The organism is Micrococcus sp. 63XJN7_8_ISO-PGPR-S23-253 (genome assembly GCF_056173425.1).
In genome coordinates this window covers 1431367-1449376 of record NZ_CM149673.1, presented here as the reverse complement: position 1 = coordinate 1449376, position 18010 = coordinate 1431367, and the positions used below count along the sequence as shown (strand labels likewise).

The following is an 18010-nucleotide window of genomic DNA, read 5'->3' as shown; positions in this document are numbered from 1 at the left end:
GTCCCTTCCCACCGACTGCAGGAGAACCGCCGATGACCGTCCCGCCCCCCTCCCGCCCCCGCACCCGCAAGGCCGTCATCCCGGCCGCCGGCCTGGGCACCCGCTTCCTGCCGGCCACCAAGGCCATGCCGAAGGAGATGCTGCCGGTGGTGGACCGGCCGGCCATCGAATACGTGGTGACGGAGGCCCGGCGTGCGGGCCTGGCGGACGTGCTGATGATCACGGGCCGGAACAAGCGGGCCCTCGAGGACCACTTCGACCGCCATCCCGCGCTGGAGGCCGCGCTGGAGCACAAGGGCGACGCCAAGCGGCTCGCGCAGATCCACGAGTCGGACCTGGTGGGGGACATCCACTACGTCCGTCAGGGCGAGGCCCTCGGGCTCGGCCACGCGGTGAACTGTGCACGCCGCCACGTCGGCGAGGAGCCGTTCGCGGTCCTGCTGGGCGATGACATCATCGGCGACGGCGAGGCGCTGCTCGAGCGCATGATCGACGTGCAGCAGCGCCTCGGCGGCTCCGTGATCGCCCTCATGGAGGTCCCGGAGGAGGCCGTCTCGGCCTACGGCGTGGCCGCGGTGCAGGCCGTGCCGGGGGAGGGCGACGACGTCGTCCGCGTCACCGACCTCGTGGAGAAGCCGGCCCGCGAGGACGCCCCCTCCACCCTCGCGATCATCGGCCGCTACGTGCTGGCCCCGCAGGTGTTCGACGTGCTGGACGAGACCCCGCCCGGCCGCGGCGGGGAGATCCAGCTCACCGACGCGCTGCAGAGGCTGGCCACGGAGGACGGTGAGGGTCGCGGTGTGCACGCCGTCGTCTTCGACGGCCGCCGCTACGACACGGGGGACAAGCTCGGCTACCTGCAGGCGGTCATCGAGTTCGGGACGCGGCACGAGGACCTCGGGGCCGACCTGCGGGCCTGGCTCCGGGAGTTCACCGCCGGGCTCTGAACCGGGCCGGCGACGCGCGGGCCGCCGTCGGCTTTGGCCGACGCGGACCCACCCGGTAGGATGGGCTGTCGGCCCGTCGTGGCTGGACCCGTGTCCAGGCCGCATCGCACCCCCGCAGAGGGCGTGCGGACGGGCCGTGTACCCCGCCGTCCCACCCGCCGAGAGGAGCGACCATGGACAGCATCCAGCACCACGGCGCCGACTCGCCGTGGGTGATCCCCGTGCGCGATCTGACGCGCGGGGCCGGAGTCCAGCGCGAGCTGACGGCCGAGTGGCCCGCCCCCGCGGGCGTCTCCACGCCGCTGCTGGGGATCCCCGAGGGGGACCCCGTCGAGCTGGACCTGCGTCTGGAGTCGGTGCACGAGGGTGTCCTCGTCACCGGCACCGCGGACGCGACCCTGAAGGGCGAGTGCGGCCGTTGCCTGCGCCCGCTGCACGAGGGGATCACCGTGGACCTGCAGGAGCTGTACCTCACCGGCGCGTCCGAGGACGACGCCGGCGAGCAGCCGCTCGTGGTGCGCGAGACCGTGGACCTGGAACCCGTGTTCCGGGACGCCGTGGTCATCGCCCTTCCGTTCCAGCCGCTGTGCCGGCCGGACTGCGAGGGCCTGTGCGCCGACTGCGGCATCCGCCTCGAGGACGCGCCCGAGGGGCACGCCCACGAGCGCGTGGACCCGCGCTGGGCCGCCCTGGCCCACCTCGCGGGCACCTCAGAGACCTCCATCACCGAGACAGAAGAGAGATAGTCGTGGCAGTCCCGAAGCGGAAGATGTCCCGTGCCAACACCCGTGCCCGCCGGTCGCAGTGGAAGGCCACCGCGCCCACCCTGGTGAAGTCCGTCGAGAACGGTCGCGTCTCGTACCGCCTGCCCCATCAGGCCGAGCTGAAGACCGACGCCGCCGGCACCCCCCTGTTCTTCGAGTACAAGGGCCGCAAGGTCGCCGACGCCTGAGATGGCGTCCCCCTCGGCTCGCCGCGGGCCTGAGCCCGCGCCCGAGCCAGAAGAGCTGTTCGAGCGTCTCGGCGTGCACATCACCGCCGGGACGCTCGAACGTGCTCTGACGCACCGCTCGTTCGCCTATGAGCAGGGCGGGCTGCCCACCAACGAGCGCCTCGAGTTCCTCGGGGACTCGGTGCTGGGCTACGTGGTCACCGACCACATCTTCACGGTGTACCCGGACCTGGCCGAGGGCGACCTCGCGCGCCGCCGGGCCGCCGTCGTGTCCACGCGTGCCCTGGCGAAGGTGGCGCGCCGGATCGGCATCGGCCCGTTCGTGCGCCTGGGCACGGGAGAGCGCCGCACCGGCGGGGCGGACAAGGACTCGATCCTCGCCGACACCCTCGAGGCGCTCATCGGCGCCGTCTACGTGGACCACGGGGCCGTGGCCGCGGCCGCACTCGTGCACCGCCACGTGGTGCCGCTGCTGGACGAGCCGGACCTGCTGCGCGAGAGCACCGACTGGAAGACGGTCGTGGCCGAGGCCGCCAGCCGCCACGGCCTCGGCGCCGTCCGCTACGCGATCGAGGGGCAGGGCCCCGCGCACGACCCCCGCTACCGGGCCACCCTCGTCGTCGGCGAGCGCGAGTACGGCTCCGCCGTCGCCAGCTCCAAGAAGCAGGCCGAGCGGGACGCCGCGGCCGCCTCGTGGCCCGCCCTCGAGGCGGGCCTGCCGGCCGCGGGGCGCTGAGCCCGTGCCGGAGCTGCCCGAGGCCGAGGTCGTCCGGCGCGGCCTGGCCCGGTGGGCCACGGACGCCGTCGCCGCGGAGCTCGAGGTCCTCGACCCCCGCTCGCTGCGTCGCAGCCCCGGCGGTGCGGACGCCCTCCGGGAGCGGCTGCGCGGCGCCCGGCTGGCCGAGCCGGCTCGCCGCGGCAAGTTCCTCTGGCTGCCCCTGGCCGAGGGCGACGACGCGGTCGTCGTGCACCTGGGGATGAGCGGGCAGATCCTCGTGGACGAACCGGGGGCCACCGACCAGCGACACCTGCGCCTGCGCCTGCCCGTCACCGCGGCGGACGGTTCCGCCCGCGAGCTGCGGTTCGTGGACCAGCGGATCTTCGGCGGCTGGTGGCTCGACGCCCTGCGGCCCGACGACGCCGCCGGTGGTGAGCGGATCCCCACCACGGCCGCCCACATCGCCCTGGACCCGCTGCACCCGCTGTTCGACCCCGTGGCCGTGCACGCGCGCCTGGCACGGCGCCGCTCCACCCTCAAGCGCGCGCTGCTGGACCAGTCGCTGGTCTCCGGGATCGGCAACATCTACGCGGACGAGGCCCTCTGGGGCGCCCGCCTGCACCCCGAGCGCCCGACCGAGCGCATGCGACGGGCCGACACGCTGCGCCTCATGGCGGCCGTCCAGGACGTGATGCGCCGGGCCCTGGAGGTGGGGGGCACGAGCTTCGACGCGCTCTACGTCAACGTGGACGGGCGATCGGGCTACTTCGCCCGCTCCCTGGCGGCCTACGGGCGCACCGGACAGCCGTGTCGCCGCTGCGCCGCCGAGGGGGTCGACTCCCGCATCGTCCGCGAGCCGTTCATGAACCGTGCGAGCCACCTGTGCCCGCGCTGCCAGCCCAGACCGCGCCGTCGCCGGGCCGTGGCGGCCGACGCCTGACGAGGCGTCCGTAGACTGGGCTGACCCCCGACCTCGAGCAGGAGACCCGAGTGAGCCATCCCCCGGCCGCGTCCTGGACGCCCGAGCCCCTGCCGCGTCCCGAGTCCCCGCGCGACGACGCCCCGCCGGTCGCGCGGCGCCGCCGTCGCTGGCCGTGGGTGGTCGGCGTGCTCGCCGTCCTGCTGGCGGCGCTGCTCGGCCTGGGCGCCTGGTACGCGGGCTCGCTCGGGCGCACCTTCGACGACCACCGGCAGACGGTGGACGTGGGGGCGCTCGAGCAGGCGGCCGGGGACGGCCCGCTGAACGTGCTCGTCCTGGGCTCCGACTCCCGCGAGGGCGAGGGCGAGCAGGACATGGGCCAGCGCTCGGACACCATGATGCTCGTGCACATCCCCGCGGACCGACGCCAGGTCTACGTCATGTCCGTGCTGCGGGATTCGTGGGTCACCGTGCCCGGCCACGGCGAGGCGAAGATCAACTCGGCCTTCGACACGGGCGGCTACGCGCTCGCCGTGGACACGGTGGAGCTGCTGCTGGGAGTGCCCATCCACCACGTCCTGGAGGTCGACTTCCAGGGTTTCCGGGGCGTGACGAACGCGCTGGGCGGCGTCGAGGTCTGCAACCCGCAGGCCTTCTCCTCCGGTCAGGCCAACCCCTCGTACTACCCGCGCGGACACATCCTGCTGCAGGACACCGCTGCCCTGCGCTACGTGCGCGAACGGCACGCCTTCGACGACGGCGACGTCACCCGCGTGAAGAACCAGCAGCGCTACCTGGCCGGTGCGATGGACCGCTTCCTCAGCCCGCAGATCCTGGGCAATCCCGCCCGCACCACCGAGGTCGTCGCCACGTTCTCCGACCACCTCGGTGTGGACGAGGGGCTCACGTCCGGCGTGATCGCCTCGCTCGCGTGGCAGCTGCGCGACGTCCGCGGCGAGGACGTCGAGATGTTCACGGTGCCTCGCAAGGGCTTCGCGGAGGGGCCGAACGGCGACGCCATCGTCGAGCTCGACGAGGACAAGCTGGCGGACCTGCGCTCCGCCCTCGCTGACGACGACGTCCAGCGCTATGTCGACGAGCACGAGCCCAAGAAGGAGAAGAAGGCCCAGGCCGCCGGCGGGCCCGCCCCCGTGCTGACCCTGCTGACCGGCACCACGCCCGCACCCGCCCTCGGGGAGGACCCCTGTGACGACTGAGCCGCGCCGCCCCCGCCTCCTGCTGGTCTCCCACTCCTACCGGCCCGAGCGCACTCCGCCCGCGCGTCGCTGGGGCGCGGTCGTGGCGGCGCTGCGGTCGGCGGGCTGGGACGTCGACGTCGTCGCGCCCGGGGGTGTGCGCCCCTTCGCCGGGCCCGACGGCGAACGCGTCCTGCCCACGCCTCGCCTGCCCCTGGGGGAGGCCGGCCGCAACGGCCGCTTCGCCGAGGCGGTGGTGCACGCCCTGCTCGCCATCCCCCGCGGGATGGCCACCCGACGCCCGGACGTGGTGGTGGCCACCGTGCCCGCCCTGCCCGTGGTGGTGCCCGGCGTCGTGCTCTCCCGCCTCTGGCGCCGTCCCCTCGTGCTGGAGATGCGCGACGCCTGGCCGGATCTCGCCCACGAGGCCGGGGTCCACCAGGGCCTGCTGGGCGTCGCGATGGAGCGTGTCGTGACCGGCGGCCAGCGCGCGGCCCGGCTCGTGGTGACCGTCACGGACGGCTTCGCGGAGACGCTGCGCGGGCGCGGCGTGCGGGTGGTCCGCACCCTGGGCAACGGCGTGGACCTGGCCCGCCTGGCCGTGGCGCCCCGGCGGGAGCGGGCCGCCGGTGAGCTCCACGTGCTGTACCTGGGCAACATGGGCGAGAGCCAGGGGCTCGAGCGGCTCATCGACGCCGCGGCGACGCTGCGTCGCACCCGGCCGGGGGTGCGCGTCCGGCTGGTCGGGGAGGGGACCCGACGCCCGGCGCTGGAGGCCCGCAACGCCGAGCTCGGCTCGCCGGCCGAGATCCTCGGACCCGTCCACGGCGCGGCCGTGGCCGAGCAGTACGCGTGGGCGGACACGCTGGTGGTGGCCCTGCGTCCCGACTGGCCGAGCTTCCGGCACACCGTGCCCTCCAAGACCTACGAGGTGCTCGCCGTCGGCCGGCACGTCACGGGCCTGGTGACGGGGGAGGCCGCCCGCACCCTCGAGGCGGCCGGCGGCGCCGAGGTCATCGGCCCGGACGTGGACGACCTGGTGCGGCACCTGGCGGCGCTCGCGGACGATCCGCACCGCACCGACGTCGGCGCGGGCGGACGCGACTGGGTGCGCCGCCACGCCGACCTGCCGGCCGTGGCCCGCCGCTACGAGCGACTGCTGCGCCGCGTCGCCGGTCGCTGAGCCCGACGTCGGCCCCTTGCTAGGGTTGACGCCGCCGCACCCGGCCGGGTGCACTCCACCGGGACACCGAGGAACAGTTCTGATGCCAGCTGGGAAGTCCATCCGTCGGGTCGCGCGCGCGGGCGCTCGCCTGCTGCCGCCCGAACAGCGCCGTCGGGTGCGCCGCACCGGCGGCGCGCTGCTGCGCAGGCTGCCGCCGCAGGTGGCCGAGGAGGTCCGCGGCGTGTTCGGCATCCGCTGGGGCGACCGTCCGGCGCACGCCCGGCCGGCCGACGCCCTGGGCCTGGCGGGCGGGCCGGCCCGCACCCGCCCCGGCAGCGCCTCCCTCACCGGCCGCGGTGCGGCCGCCGTCGGCGCCGATCCGGAGGCCGCGGCCCGTCTCGAGCGGGCCCTGGGCCTGGCCGACACGTCCCGCACCGAGCGGGGCGGGCGGGCCGTCGGCGTCGTCGCCGCCCCAGACGTGCGCGCGGCCCTCGCGGCCGCCGGGCACCGCGTCGTGCCGCTCGTGCCGGGCACCGCGGGCGCGGTGGCCGAACGCGTGGAGGCCGTCGTCGTGGATGTGGACGGCGTGGACGGGCCGTGGGCCGGGGCCCTCGACGCCGCCGGCGCGGCCCTCTACCTCGAGCTGCGGGGTGCCGTGAGCGCGGCCGCCGCGCGCGGGGTCACCGTCTGGGTGCTCTCCCGGGGCCGTCACCGGCACCGGCTCGGGGCCCTCGCCCTGCTGCACGCCGAGGACGTCATCGTCGTCGAGGCCGGCGCGGGCCGGACGCCGTTGCACTTCACCGAGGACCCGGGCGACGCGCCCCAGGGGATCGCCGACGTCCTCGCCGCCTGCCCGGAGGAGAGCGCATGAACACGCACCACCCCGACCGCCTGACCGACGCCGCCGACGTGCGCGTCCTGCTCTACGGCGACGTCGACCTGAACGTCATCGACGGCTCCGCCACGTGGCTGCCCTCCCTGGCCGAGACCCTCGCCCGCACGGGTGCGAGCGTCGACGTCCAGCTCAAGGCCGTCGAACGCCGGGACCTGCTCACCGCTCCGCTGCGCGCCCTGACGGGGGTGCGCGTGCTCGCCGCCGAGCCGGAGGCCGGGCAGGGGGGAATGACCCCCTCCCGCGCCGCGGACGTGCTGGCCCGCCGGGACGAGGAGTCCCGGTACGACGTGGTGCTCGTGCGCGGCATCCACGCCTGCCTCGAGCTCGCCGACCGCGGCGCCTTCCCGGGGCGGCTGTGGTCCTACGTGACCGAGTACGGCTACGTGGAGGACGGCTTCCCGGCCGGGCGCGTCGAGGAGCTCGGCCGCGTCGCCGCGGCGAGCCGTCTGATGCTGGCCCAGACGCCCCAGGCTCGCGCCGTGCTCGAGGCGATGGTCCCGGCCGCCGCCGGGCGCACCGAGCTGCTCTCGCCGATGGTGCCGGACGGGCTCGTTCCGGCCGAACGCGCCGAGGCGCCCGCCGACGGCCCGGTGCGTCTCGTGTACACGGGCAAGTTCGCCCACGACTGGCGCACCGACCTCATGCCGGACGTGCTGACCGCCCTCCACGAGGCCGGCGTCCCGGCCACGCTCACGATGGTGGGGGACAAGGTCCACCCCGAGCGTGACCGGCCCGGCTGGGCCGCGGGGATGCGCTCCCGCCTCGAGGCCGACCGGCCCGACTTCGAGTGGACCGGAGCGCTCTCCCGCGAGGAGTCCATGGCCCGCACCGCGGCCGCGGACGTCTCTCTGGGCTGGCGCGCCCCCGCCCTGGACCTCTCGCTCGAGATCTCCACGAAGGTGCTCGAGAGCTGCGCGGTCGGAGTGCCGCCGCTCCTGAACCGGACCGTGGCGCACGAGGAGCTGCTGGGGGCCGACTACCCCCTGTTCGTGGACGGGGTGAGGGACTCGGCCCGGGACGTGGCCGCCCGCATCGCGGCCGCCCGCCACGACCTGCCGGCCCTCTCGCGGCGCGTCGTCGAGGCCGCCGCCCCCTACCGCATGGCCGCGCGCGCACGCGCCCTGACAGGCGTCATGGACCGGCTCGGTCTGCTCGACCGACGGCCCGCCCGCGGCGGGTCACGCACCCGCGTGGTCCTGGCCGGCCACGACCTGAAGTTCGCGGGCGAGCTCGTCGACCTGCTGCGGGACGACCCGGGCGTCGAGCTGCGCATCGACCACTGGCAGGGCCTGCACCGCCACGACGAGGCCGCCTCACGCCGCCTCGTCGAGTGGGCCGACGTCGTGGTGTGCGAGTGGGCGGGCCCCAACGCCGTCTGGTACGCCCGCCACAAGCGGCCCGGCCAGCGGCTCGTGGTCCGCCTGCACATGTTCGAGCTGCGCGGTGGCTGGCTCTCCGCGCTCGAGACCGACGCCGTGGACCGCCTCGTGACCGTCTCCGATCTCTACCGGGACCTGGTGCGCGAGCACCTGCCCATCGAGCCCACGCGGGTCACGGTGATCCCCAACGCCGTGTCTGTGGCGGACCTGGACCGTCCCGGCCTGCCGGGTCGCCGGTTCCGGCTCGGCCTCGTCGGCGTGGTGCCGTTGCGCAAGCGCCTGGACCGGGCCGTGGACCTGTTGGAGATCCTGCGCGCCCATGACGAACGGTTCACCCTGCACGTGCGCGGCCGCATGCCGTGGGAGTACCCGCACGAGTGGCGCAAGCCCCTCCAGCGCGAGGGCTACCTCGACCTGTTCGCCCGCCTCGGCGCCGGTCCGCTGCGCGGGGCCGTCGCCTTCGAGCCCTTCGGGGCGGACATGGGCTCGTGGCTGACGAAGATCGGCTGGGTGCTCTCGCCGTCCACCACCGAGAGCTTCCACCTCGCGCCCGCCGAGGGCATGGTCTCGGGCGCGGTCCCGCTCGTCTGGGACCGGCCCGGCGCGAGGGGCGTGTTCGGCGACGAGTTCGTGCTCGACGACACGGACGCCGCGGCGCGGCGGGTGCTCGAGACGGTCGCCGACGACGCGCGGTGGGACGAGCTCTCGACCCTGGCCCGGGACCGGGTGCGCGCGTACGACGAGCGCGTCGTGGCCGGCCTGTGGCGCGAGGCGCTGGGGCTGGACTGAGGCAGGCCGGGCGACGGCGGTAGGGTGGGACGCGTCCGCCCCCGCCCGCCGGTGCCTGGGGCAGCCGCCGTGAACCATTCCCCATTGAGGAGACCCCGTGAAGAAGATCGAGACCGTCGCCGTCATCGGCCTGGGCTACATCGGCCTGCCCACCGCCGCCATCCTCGCCGAGAACGGCGTGAGGGTGCTCGGCGTGGACGTCTCGGACCGCACGGTGGACGCCGTGAATGCGGGCACGGTGCCCTTCGTGGAGCCGGACCTGGCCGGGTTCGTTACGCGCGGCGTCGAGAAGGGCCTGCTCAGCGCCTCGAAGACGACGCCGGCCGCGGACGCCTACATCGTCGCCGTGCCGACCCCGTTCAAGGACGGACACTCCCCGGACCTGGGCTACATCGAGGCCGCCGCCCGCGGCCTGGCCCCGCAGCTGACCGGCGACGAGCTCGTCATCCTCGAGTCCACCTCGCCCCCCGGCGCCACCGAGCACATGGCCGAGGTGATCTTCGCCGAGCGTCCTGAGCTGCGCGAGTCCGAGCTGGACTTCGCCCACTGCCCCGAGCGGGTACTCCCGGGCCGCGTGATGGTCGAGCTCGTGACCAACGACCGGATCGTCGGCGGCTCGACCCGGCGCGCGGCCGAGCGGGCCCGCGACCTCTACCGCACGTTCTGCGAGGGCGAGATCCTGCTGACGGACACCCGCACCGCGGAGATGGCCAAGCTCGTGGAGAACTCCTTCCGCGACGTCAACATCGCCTTCGCCAACGAGCTGTCCGTGATCTGCGCCGAGCAGGGCATCGACGTGTGGGAGCTCATCGAGCTCGCCAACCACCATCCCCGCGTGAACATCCTGCAGCCGGGCCCCGGGGTGGGCGGCCACTGCATCGCCGTGGACCCGTGGTTCATCGTGGACGCCGCCCCGCAGACCGCCCGGCTGATCCGCGCGGCCCGGGAGATCAACGACGGCAAGCCCCAGTGGGTCATCGACCGGGTCAAGGCTGCGGCCTTCGACGTCCAGCAGGCCACCGGCCGCGCGCCGGTCGTCGCCGCCCTCGGCCTGGCCTTCAAGCCGAACATCGACGACCTGCGTGAGTCCCCGGCCCTGAACATCGCGGCCGAGCTGGCGGGCCAGTTCTCCGGGTCCGACGTGCTCGTGGTCGAGCCGCACGTGACGGAGCTTCCGGCCGCGCTGCAGGGCAAGGACAACGTGCGCCTGGTCGCGGCCGACGAGGCCCTGGATGCCGCCGACATCGTGGTGCTGCTGGTGGACCACTCCGCCTTCGCCGACCTCGGCAACCGCGTGGCCGACAAGCGCGTGATCGACACGCGCGGCCAGTGGCGCACCGGCCCGTCCCTCTGACCCGACGCGGCCAGTGGCGCACCGGCCCGTCCCTCTGACCCGACGCGGCCCGCGCCCCGCCCGCCCCGCCGACAGGAGCCCGCACCGATGACCGCACGCGAGCGCCCCGCGTCGTCCCGCCGCCCGCTGCTGCGGTCCCTGGCCCTGACCGCCCAGACCGTCCGCGAGCACGTGACGGACGACCCGGTGCTGCTGGCCCTGCAGGTCTCCCGTCGGCTGCCGCCCGCGGCGGCGGGCGGGGCGGCCGGCGTCCTCACCCGCCTGGGCCGGAACGGTGTCGTGCCCGCGCTCGGCCACGAGATGCGGGGCGAGCGCGCGGCGGCCCTGGCCGCCCTCGGCGTGGATGAGGCCGGTCGTCCCGTCCGCGCGTCCCGTCCGGGGGCCGGGAGCCGCCGCGGGCTGGTCCACCGGGCCGACGCGGCCCTCGGCATGGGCCGGCCCGACGTCGCCGAGACGCTGCTCGGCGGCGTGCCGGAGAAGCAGCGCGGCGCGGCGTGGACGGCCGCCGCCGCACGCCTGGCGGCCCACCGCGGCGACCTGGGCGGCGCGGCCGTGCTCGCCGCGCGGCATCCCCGCAACCGTCATCTCGCCCGCCGCATGGCGGGGGAGCGGGACGCGTTCCGCGGCGTCGCCCCGACCGTGCCGACCGAGCCCGGCTACCGCCCGGTCCCGGGCCGGGTGCTGCACGTGCTGACCAACTCCCTGCCCCACACCGGCTCGGGGTACGCCCAGCGCAGCCACGCGATCCTCACCTCCCTGCGGGACGAGGGCTTCGATGTCGCTGCCGTGACGCGGCCGGGCTACCCCGTGCAGATCGGCGTGCCCTGGGCGGCACAGCGGGATGTCGTGGACGGGATCGGCTATGCCCGGCTGCTGCCGGCCCGGCTCGCCCAGGGCCAGGCCGCCCGCATCCAGCAGCACGCCGAGCTGCTGGCCGCGTACGTGCGACGACACCGTCCCGCCCTGCTGCACACCACCACGCACTTCGTGAACGCGCTCGCGGTCGAGGCCGTGGCGCGGGCCTTCGGGATCCCGTGGGTGTACGAGGTCCGCGGGCAGCTCGCGGACACGTGGGCGGCGGTGCGCGGTCCCGAGGCCCTGGCCTCGGAACGGTACCGGCTCTTCCAGGAGCGGGAGACCGAGGCCGCCCGCCGCGCCGACGGGGTCGTGACGCTCGGGGCGGGCATGCGCGACCGCCTGGTCGCGGCCGGGGTGGCCGAGGACGCCGTCGTGCTCTGCCCCAACGCCGTGGGCCCGGCCTTCATCGCCGAGCCGGCAGACCGGGACGAGGCACGCGCCCGGCTGGGCTGGGACCTGCCGCCCGACGCCTTCGTGGTGGGCACCGTCTCGAGCCTCGTGGACTACGAGGGCCTGGACACCCTGCTGCGCGCCGCCGCACGGCTGGCCCCGCACCGTCCCCGGCTGCGCGTGCACATCGCCGGCGACGGCGTCGCCCGGCCCGGGCTGCAGGCCCTGGCCGCGGAGCTCGGCATCGCGGAGCTGTGCGCCTTCCCCGGCCGGGTCGACCGCGAGGACGCGCGCCTGCACCACGCCGCCCTGGACGTGTTCACGGTCCCGCGCCGGGATCTGCCCGTCACCCGCGCGGTGACGCCGATGAAGACCGTCGAGGCCTCGGCCACCGGTCGACCCGTCGTCGCCTCGGACCTGCCGGCCCTGGCCGAGCTCGTCGAGGACGAGCGGACCGGCCTGCTCGTCCCCGCGGAGGATCCCGCCGCGCTGGCCGCTGCCCTCGACCGGCTCGCGGAGAACCCGGCCGAGCGGGTGCGCCTCGGCGCGGCCGGCCGAGAATGGGCCCTGCAGACGCGCACCTGGGAGGCCAACGCGCGCCGCTATCGGGCGCTGTACGACCGGCTCGGCGTCTACCCGCGCTGATACAGTGACGCTGGCGCCGGGCCCCCGCACTCCCGTGTTCCGGGGGCCTCCTCGACGCCCGCCCGACGCTCGCCGCGTGGGGCCCGTGCACGGAAGGAAGACTGGACCCGAATGAAGATCGCCGTCGTCGCCCTGGGCAAGATCGGCCTGCCGCTGGCCGTGCAGTTCGCGAGCAAGGGACACGAGGTGGTCGGCGTGGACGTCAACGCCACCGTCGTGGACCTCGTCAACGCGGGGACCGAGCCCTTCCCGGGCGAGGCCCACCTGCAGGAGAAGCTCTCCTCCACGGTGGCCGACGGCCGCCTGCGCGCCACCACCGACTACGGCGACGCCGTCCCGGGGGCCGACGCCGTCGTGCTCGTCGTGCCGCTCTTCGTGGACGACGAGGCCCGCCCCGACTTCGGCTGGATGGACGGCGCCACCACCGAGCTGGCGAAGCACCTGACCCCGGGCACCCTCGTCTCCTACGAGACCACGCTGCCCGTGGGCACCACCCGCACCCGGTGGAAGCCGATGCTGGAGGAGGGCTCGGGCCTGACCGAGGGGGAGGACTTCCACCTCGTGTTCTCGCCGGAGCGCGTGCTCACCGGCCGCGTGTTCGAGGATCTGCGCCGCTACCCCAAGCTGATCGGCGGCCTGACCCCGGCCGGCGCCGAGCGCGCCCGCGAGTTCTACGAGGCCGTGCTGGACTTCGACGAGCGTCCTGACCTGTCCCGTCCCAACGGCGTGTGGGACCTCGGCTCCGCGGAGGCCTCCGAGATGGCCAAGCTCGCGGAGACCACCTACCGCGACGTCAACATCGGCCTGGCGAACGAGTTCTCCCGCTACGCCGGCGCGAACGGCATCGACATCTACCGGGTGATCGAGGCTTCCAACTCGCAGCCGTACAGCCACATCCACCGTCCGGGCATCGCCGTGGGCGGCCACTGCATCCCGGTCTACCCGCGCCTGTACCTGTGGAACGACCCGGCCGCGGACATCGTCCGCACCGCGCGCGCCGTGAACGCCTCGATGCCGGACTTCGCCGTGGACCTGCTCGCCCAGGCGCACGGCGACCTCGCCGGTCAGCGCGTCGTCGTGCTGGGTGCCGCCTACCGCGGCGGCGTGAAGGAGACCGCGTTCTCCGGTGTGTTCGCCACCGTGGGCGCCCTGCGCACCCGCGGCGCCGAGGTCACCGTGGACGACCCGATGTACACGGACGAGGAGCTCACCGCGCTGGGCTTCACCCCGCACTCCGCAGGCGCCGAGGTCGACGCCGCGATCCTGCAGACGGACCACGCCGAGTACCGCGCCCTCATCCCGGCCGACCTGCCGGGCGTGCGCACCTTCGTGGACGGCCGCAACGTCACCGACGCCGACGCCTGGGCGGGCGTGACCCGTCGGGTCATCGGCCTGCCGCAGGACGCCGAGGCCGCCCGATGAGCGGGAACGTCTTCACCGCCGCTTCGGCCGACGTGGCCGAGGACGCCATCCTCGGCGCCGGGACCAAGGTCTGGCACCTCGCGCAGGTCCGTGAGCAGGCCCGCCTCGGCGAGCGCTGCATCGTCGGTCGCGCGGCCTACATCGGCACCGGGGTGGAGCTCGGCGACGACTGCAAGGTCCAGAACCTCGCCCTCGTCTACGAGCCGGCCCGTCTGGGCCGCGGCGTGTTCATCGGACCCGGCGTCGTCCTGACCAACGACACCTACCCCCGCGCGGTCAACCCGGACCTGTCCCAGAAGTCCGGGGACGACTGGGACGCCGTGGGCGTGGACATCGGCGACGGCGCCGCGATCGGCGCGCGGTCGGTGTGCGTCGCGCCGGTGCGCATCGGCGCGTGGGCCCTGGTGGCGGCCGGCTCGGTGGTCACCCGCGACGTGCCGGACTTCGGCCTCGTGGCCGGGGTGCCCGCGAAGCGCATCGGCTGGGTCGGCCGGACAGGCCGCCGGCTGGAGGAGAAGGACGGCGTCTGGGTGTGCCCGGACACCGGGGAGACGTTCATCGAGCGGGACGGGGCGCTGCGCCCGGCCGGACCCGCGCAGGAGGAGGAGAACCATGGCTGAGTTCATCCCGGCGGCGAAGCCGCTCATCGGTGATGAGGAGCGCGAGGCGGTGGACCGCGTCCTGCGCTCCGGCATGGTGGCGCAGGGCCCCGAGGTCGCGGCCTTCGAGGAGGAGTTCGGTGCCGCGATGGTGGACGGCCGGGCCTGCGTGGCCGTCAACTCCGGCACCTCCGGCCTGCACCTGGGCCTGCTGGCCGCGGGCATCGGCCCCGGCGACGAGGTCATCGTGCCCGCCTTCACCTTCGCGGCGACCGGCAACGCCGTCGCCCTCACGGGCGCGACCCCGGTGTTCGCGGACGTGGACCTGCAGACGTACACCCTCGACCCGGCGGACGTGCGCGCCAAGGTGACGGAGCGGACCGCCGCCGTCATGCCGGTGCACCTGTACGGCCACCCGGCCCGCATGGACGAGCTCGAGGCGATCTGCCGCGAGCACGGCCTCCAGCTGTTCGAGGATGCGGCGCAGGCGCACGGCGCCCGCTGGAGGGGACGCCCCGTGGGCACCTTCGGGGCGTGGGGCATGTTCAGCCTCTACCCGACCAAGAACATGACCTCGGGTGAGGGCGGCATGGTCTCCGTGGCGGAGGAGGACGTCGCCCGTCGCCTGCGTCTGCTGCGCAACCAGGGCATGGAGGTCCAGTACCGCAATGAGCTCGTGGGCTTCAACAACCGCATGACGGACATCCACGCGGCCATCGGCCGGGTGCAGCTGACCAAGGTCGGCGCGTGGACCCGGCGCCGGCAGGAGATCGCCGCCCGCTTCGACGCCGAGCTGCGCGGGGTCACCGTGCCGACGGTGCTCGAGGGCGCCGAGCACGTGTACCACCAGTACACGGTCCGCCTGCCCGAGGAGCTGGCCGGGAAGCGGGCGGACGTGCTCGCCCGCCTGAAGGACGAGTTCGGGGTCGGCACGGGTGTCTACTACCCGGTGCCCACCAATGAGCTGCCCTCCTTCAGCGTCGAGGCGGACCTGCCGAACACCCGCGTGGCCGCGTCCACCGTCTTCTCCATCCCGGTCCACCCGTCCCTCACGGACGCGGACGTCACGCGCGTCGTCGAGGCCGTCAACACCGTGGTGGCGGAGGCCGCCGCATGAGCGTGCTGCGCACCGGACTGATCGGCCTGGGCATGATGGGACGCCACCACGCCCGTGTGATGCGCTCCATCGAGGGCACCGAGCTGGTCGCCGTGGCCGACGCCATGGGTGACCCGCACGGCGTGGCGAGGGACCTGCCCCTCTACGACTCGGTCCAGGGGCTCATCGACCACGGCGTGGACGCCGTCATGTGCGCGGTCCCGACCGGCCTGCACGAGGAGGTCGGCATGGCCCTGGCCGAGGCCGGGGTGCACGTGATGGTCGAGAAGCCCATCGCGCACAGCACCGAGGCCGGCACCCGCCTGGTCCGCGCCTTCGACGAGGCCGGCCTCGTCGGCGCGGTGGGCCACATCGAGCGCTTCAACCCCGCCCTCCAGGAGATGCGCCGCCGGATCCAGGCCGGCGAGCTGGGCCGGGTCCTGCAGATCACGACCGTTCGCCAGGGCGGCTTCCCCGCCCGCATCGCCGACGTCGGGGTCGTCAAGGACCTCGGCACGCACGACATCGACCTGACCGCGTGGCTGGCGGACAGCCCGTTCACGCGCGTGGCCGCGGAGACCATGACCAACTCCGGCCGTGAGCACGAGGACATGGTGGTCGCCAGCGGCCGCCTCGAGTGCGGGGTCATCACGAGCCACGTGGTGAACTGGCTCTCGCCGGTGAAGATCCGCCAGACGGTCGTCACCGGTGAGCTCGGCGCGTTCGTGGCGGACACCGTGCACGCGGACCTGACCTTCCAGGCCAACGGATCGGTCCGCACCCGCTGGGACGCGGTGTCCGCGTTCCGTGGCGTCTCCGAGGGGGACGTCACCCGGCTGGCGATCGAGAAGCCCGAGCCGCTGCACACCGAGCACGAGGCGTTCCGCGACGCGATCCTCGGCGTCCGGCAGGAGCACGTGTCCATGGCGGAGGGGCTCGACACGCTGCGCGTGGCCGAGGCGATGATCGCGTCGGCCCGCACGGGCGAGAGGGTGGCCCTGTGATGCCCCCGAGCGGAAGCCGGTGGTGGCGCCAGGCACGTGGACACGCCGTCCGCTCTCTCATCCGGCGTGCCGAAGGACTGCCGGGGCCTGGCCGTCGGTTGCTCCGTGACGGGTTCACGGCGCTGCCCGAGTGGACGCCGGGGAAGGACAGCATGCGTCGGATAGCTGGGCAGACTCGGTCCCGCCGACGTGATGGCGACGAGTCGCCGCCTCAGAAGGCGACACCGCGTCGTCGACCTCCGGGAGGCTACGGTGGATACCTGCATTGGTCAGACGCGGGATCGACATACTCCGAACGTGAGATCGCCACCTTCCTTCAGCTGGAGCTCGCCCACCTCAAGCAGGCTCTCTACGCCGAGCCGCTCCCGCCCCTTGAACCGACGGGGTATGAGGAAGAGGACGCGAGCAACACCGAAGACCGCATCGCCGAGTACGTGGATCTCGTCGAGGATTCCTCAGTGGCCGAAGGTGATGTGAGCCACCTCGTCATTCTGAATCAATACCCGAAGGTGGGGGCGGAGTATGGGAACGGATTCGTTCACCGCCGGGTCAAGTACTACATCGAGGCCGGTGTCCGAGTGCATGTGGCAGTGGTCAACGCGTCGGAGGAACCCAGCTCGTATGTGTATGACGGCGTGCCGGTTCTCGTGGGCAGGGGCGCCGAGGCCCGTCGTCTCCTCGAGACAACCGCGTACACATCGGTCTCGACACACTTTCTTCAGCCGTATATCTGGCGTCAAGTGCGTGAGGCGATGCGAGGGCACAGACTCTTCTCCTTCATGCATGGCTTCGAATCACGTCGATGGATCCGAACAATTCGGAACTACCGGTCACCTGAGCCGTTGGTGAATGGCATTAAGGACAGCCTCACTCGACAGCGATTCTGGCGCGAGGTTCTGAATGACCCGGCGGGACCCGAGAAGTTCGTGTTCGTCTCCCGCTGGTGGCGTCGGGGAGCCCAGGATGACCTGGAAATGGTATTCCCAGAGCAGCGAGTTGCGGTGGTGCACAATGTCATCGACACCGAGCTCTTCCGCTTCCATGAGAAAGACCCCGCACAGCGATTCCGGTTGCTGTGGGTCCGGTCTGCTGCGAACCTGAACTACGCCTCGGATCTCGCCGTCGCAGCATTGGTGCGCTTGAGGGAGACCGAATGGTGGCCGCAGCTGGACATCCGGATCATCGGCGACGGGAAGTACTTCGGTGCATTCGAGGAGACCTTCGCCGACGATGAGAACGTGGTTGTTGAGCGACGCTTTGCCTCTCAAGCAGAGATTGCTCGACTTCACCGGGAATACGGCATGTTCCTCGTGCCCACACGATGGGACTCGCAGGGCGTGTCCCGAGATGAAGCGATGTCGTCTGGCCTGGTCGCCGTGACCAACGCGGCGTGTGCTGTCCCCGAATTCGTCGACTCCAGTTGCGCCGTTGTAGCTCGTCCGGAGGACGTTGAAGGCCTGGTGGCCGGGATGATCCGGGTGTTCGAGTCGCCCGAACTCTTCCTCCGCCTGGCACGTGCGGGCGCACAGAGGGTCGCAGCCTCCACGTCACCCACGCACACCGTGATGCGTGAAATGGCGCTGATGGGACTCCTGCCCGAGTCCGGGGGGAGCGAGGCTTCGTCATGAGGTATCTGATGATCACGGCCGGTTTCGGGGTTGCCGAAGCGCGGCTCGTCGATG

Annotated in this window: 16 protein-coding genes; all 16 read left to right on the top strand. The window is 73.7% G+C overall.

Going from position 1 to position 18010, the window contains the following annotated elements:
* Positions 1-32: 32 nt before the first annotated feature.
* The 16 genes from galU (at position 33) to AC0VX4_RS06610 (ending at position 17956) form a co-directional block, all read left to right on the top strand.
* Entirely contained in the window at positions 33-947 is a 915-nt protein-coding gene (galU, locus tag AC0VX4_RS06685) for a UTP--glucose-1-phosphate uridylyltransferase GalU (RefSeq protein WP_049160607.1), read from the top strand.
* A 173-nt stretch (positions 948-1120) separates the two neighbouring features.
* A complete protein-coding gene (locus AC0VX4_RS06680) occupies positions 1121-1693 on the top strand; it encodes a YceD family protein (RefSeq protein ID WP_060775663.1) in 573 nt (190 codons plus the stop codon).
* A gap of 2 nt (positions 1694-1695) precedes the next feature.
* Complete coding sequence (gene rpmF / locus AC0VX4_RS06675) at positions 1696-1899, top strand: 50S ribosomal protein L32 (RefSeq protein WP_017489305.1); 204 nt, start codon at positions 1696-1698, stop codon at positions 1897-1899.
* A gap of 73 nt (positions 1900-1972) precedes the next feature.
* The gene (rnc, locus tag AC0VX4_RS06670; RefSeq protein WP_020621711.1) at positions 1973-2635 is read left to right on the top strand and encodes a ribonuclease III; all 663 of its coding nucleotides are present in this window, start codon (positions 1973-1975) and stop codon (positions 2633-2635) included.
* Positions 2636-2639: 4 nt separating this feature from the next.
* Entirely contained in the window at positions 2640-3557 is a 918-nt protein-coding gene (mutM, locus tag AC0VX4_RS06665) for a bifunctional DNA-formamidopyrimidine glycosylase/DNA-(apurinic or apyrimidinic site) lyase (RefSeq protein WP_363738015.1), read from the top strand.
* Between the two features lie 50 nt (positions 3558-3607).
* Positions 3608-4753, top strand: a complete 1146-nt coding sequence (locus AC0VX4_RS06660; protein WP_065573644.1) for an LCP family protein — start codon at positions 3608-3610, stop codon at positions 4751-4753.
* Positions 4743-5915, top strand: a complete 1173-nt coding sequence (locus tag AC0VX4_RS06655) for a glycosyltransferase family 4 protein (protein WP_363738013.1) — start codon at positions 4743-4745, stop codon at positions 5913-5915. The genes AC0VX4_RS06660 and AC0VX4_RS06655 overlap by 11 nt, the downstream gene beginning before the upstream one ends.
* 82 nt (positions 5916-5997) lie before the next feature.
* Positions 5998-6768 (top strand): hypothetical protein, encoded by a 771-nt coding sequence (locus AC0VX4_RS06650; RefSeq protein ID WP_216879415.1) that lies wholly within the window; start codon positions 5998-6000, stop codon positions 6766-6768.
* Complete coding sequence (locus tag AC0VX4_RS06645; RefSeq protein WP_475464146.1) at positions 6765-8960, top strand: glycosyltransferase; 2196 nt, start codon at positions 6765-6767, stop codon at positions 8958-8960. The genes AC0VX4_RS06650 and AC0VX4_RS06645 overlap by 4 nt, the downstream gene beginning before the upstream one ends.
* 97 nt (positions 8961-9057) lie before the next feature.
* On the top strand, positions 9058-10314 hold the full coding sequence (wecC, locus tag AC0VX4_RS06640) for a UDP-N-acetyl-D-mannosamine dehydrogenase (protein ID WP_363738009.1): 1257 nt from the start codon (positions 9058-9060) through the stop codon (positions 10312-10314).
* Positions 10315-10401: 87 nt separating this feature from the next.
* Complete coding sequence (locus AC0VX4_RS06635; RefSeq protein ID WP_363738007.1) at positions 10402-12207, top strand: glycosyltransferase family 4 protein; 1806 nt, start codon at positions 10402-10404, stop codon at positions 12205-12207.
* A gap of 111 nt (positions 12208-12318) precedes the next feature.
* The gene (locus AC0VX4_RS06630) at positions 12319-13629 is read left to right on the top strand and encodes a nucleotide sugar dehydrogenase (protein ID WP_475464145.1); all 1311 of its coding nucleotides are present in this window, start codon (positions 12319-12321) and stop codon (positions 13627-13629) included.
* Positions 13626-14249 (top strand): acyltransferase, encoded by a 624-nt coding sequence (locus AC0VX4_RS06625; RefSeq protein WP_144819475.1) that lies wholly within the window; start codon positions 13626-13628, stop codon positions 14247-14249. The genes AC0VX4_RS06630 and AC0VX4_RS06625 overlap by 4 nt, the downstream gene beginning before the upstream one ends.
* Positions 14242-15345: a DegT/DnrJ/EryC1/StrS family aminotransferase gene (locus tag AC0VX4_RS06620; RefSeq protein ID WP_144819476.1), complete on the top strand. Its 1104-nt coding sequence runs from the start codon at positions 14242-14244 to the stop codon at positions 15343-15345. Before AC0VX4_RS06625 ends, AC0VX4_RS06620 begins: the two co-directional genes overlap by 8 nt.
* Positions 15342-16328, top strand: coding sequence for a Gfo/Idh/MocA family protein (locus tag AC0VX4_RS06615; protein WP_144824296.1), 987 nt, complete (start codon positions 15342-15344; stop codon positions 16326-16328). The genes AC0VX4_RS06620 and AC0VX4_RS06615 overlap by 4 nt, the downstream gene beginning before the upstream one ends.
* Before the next feature lie 152 nt (positions 16329-16480).
* Positions 16481-17956 carry a glycosyltransferase family 4 protein gene (locus AC0VX4_RS06610; RefSeq protein ID WP_475464144.1) on the top strand — a complete coding sequence of 492 codons (1476 nt, stop codon included), beginning with the start codon at positions 16481-16483 and terminating at the stop codon, positions 17954-17956.
* Positions 17957-18010: the final 54 nt, after the last annotated feature.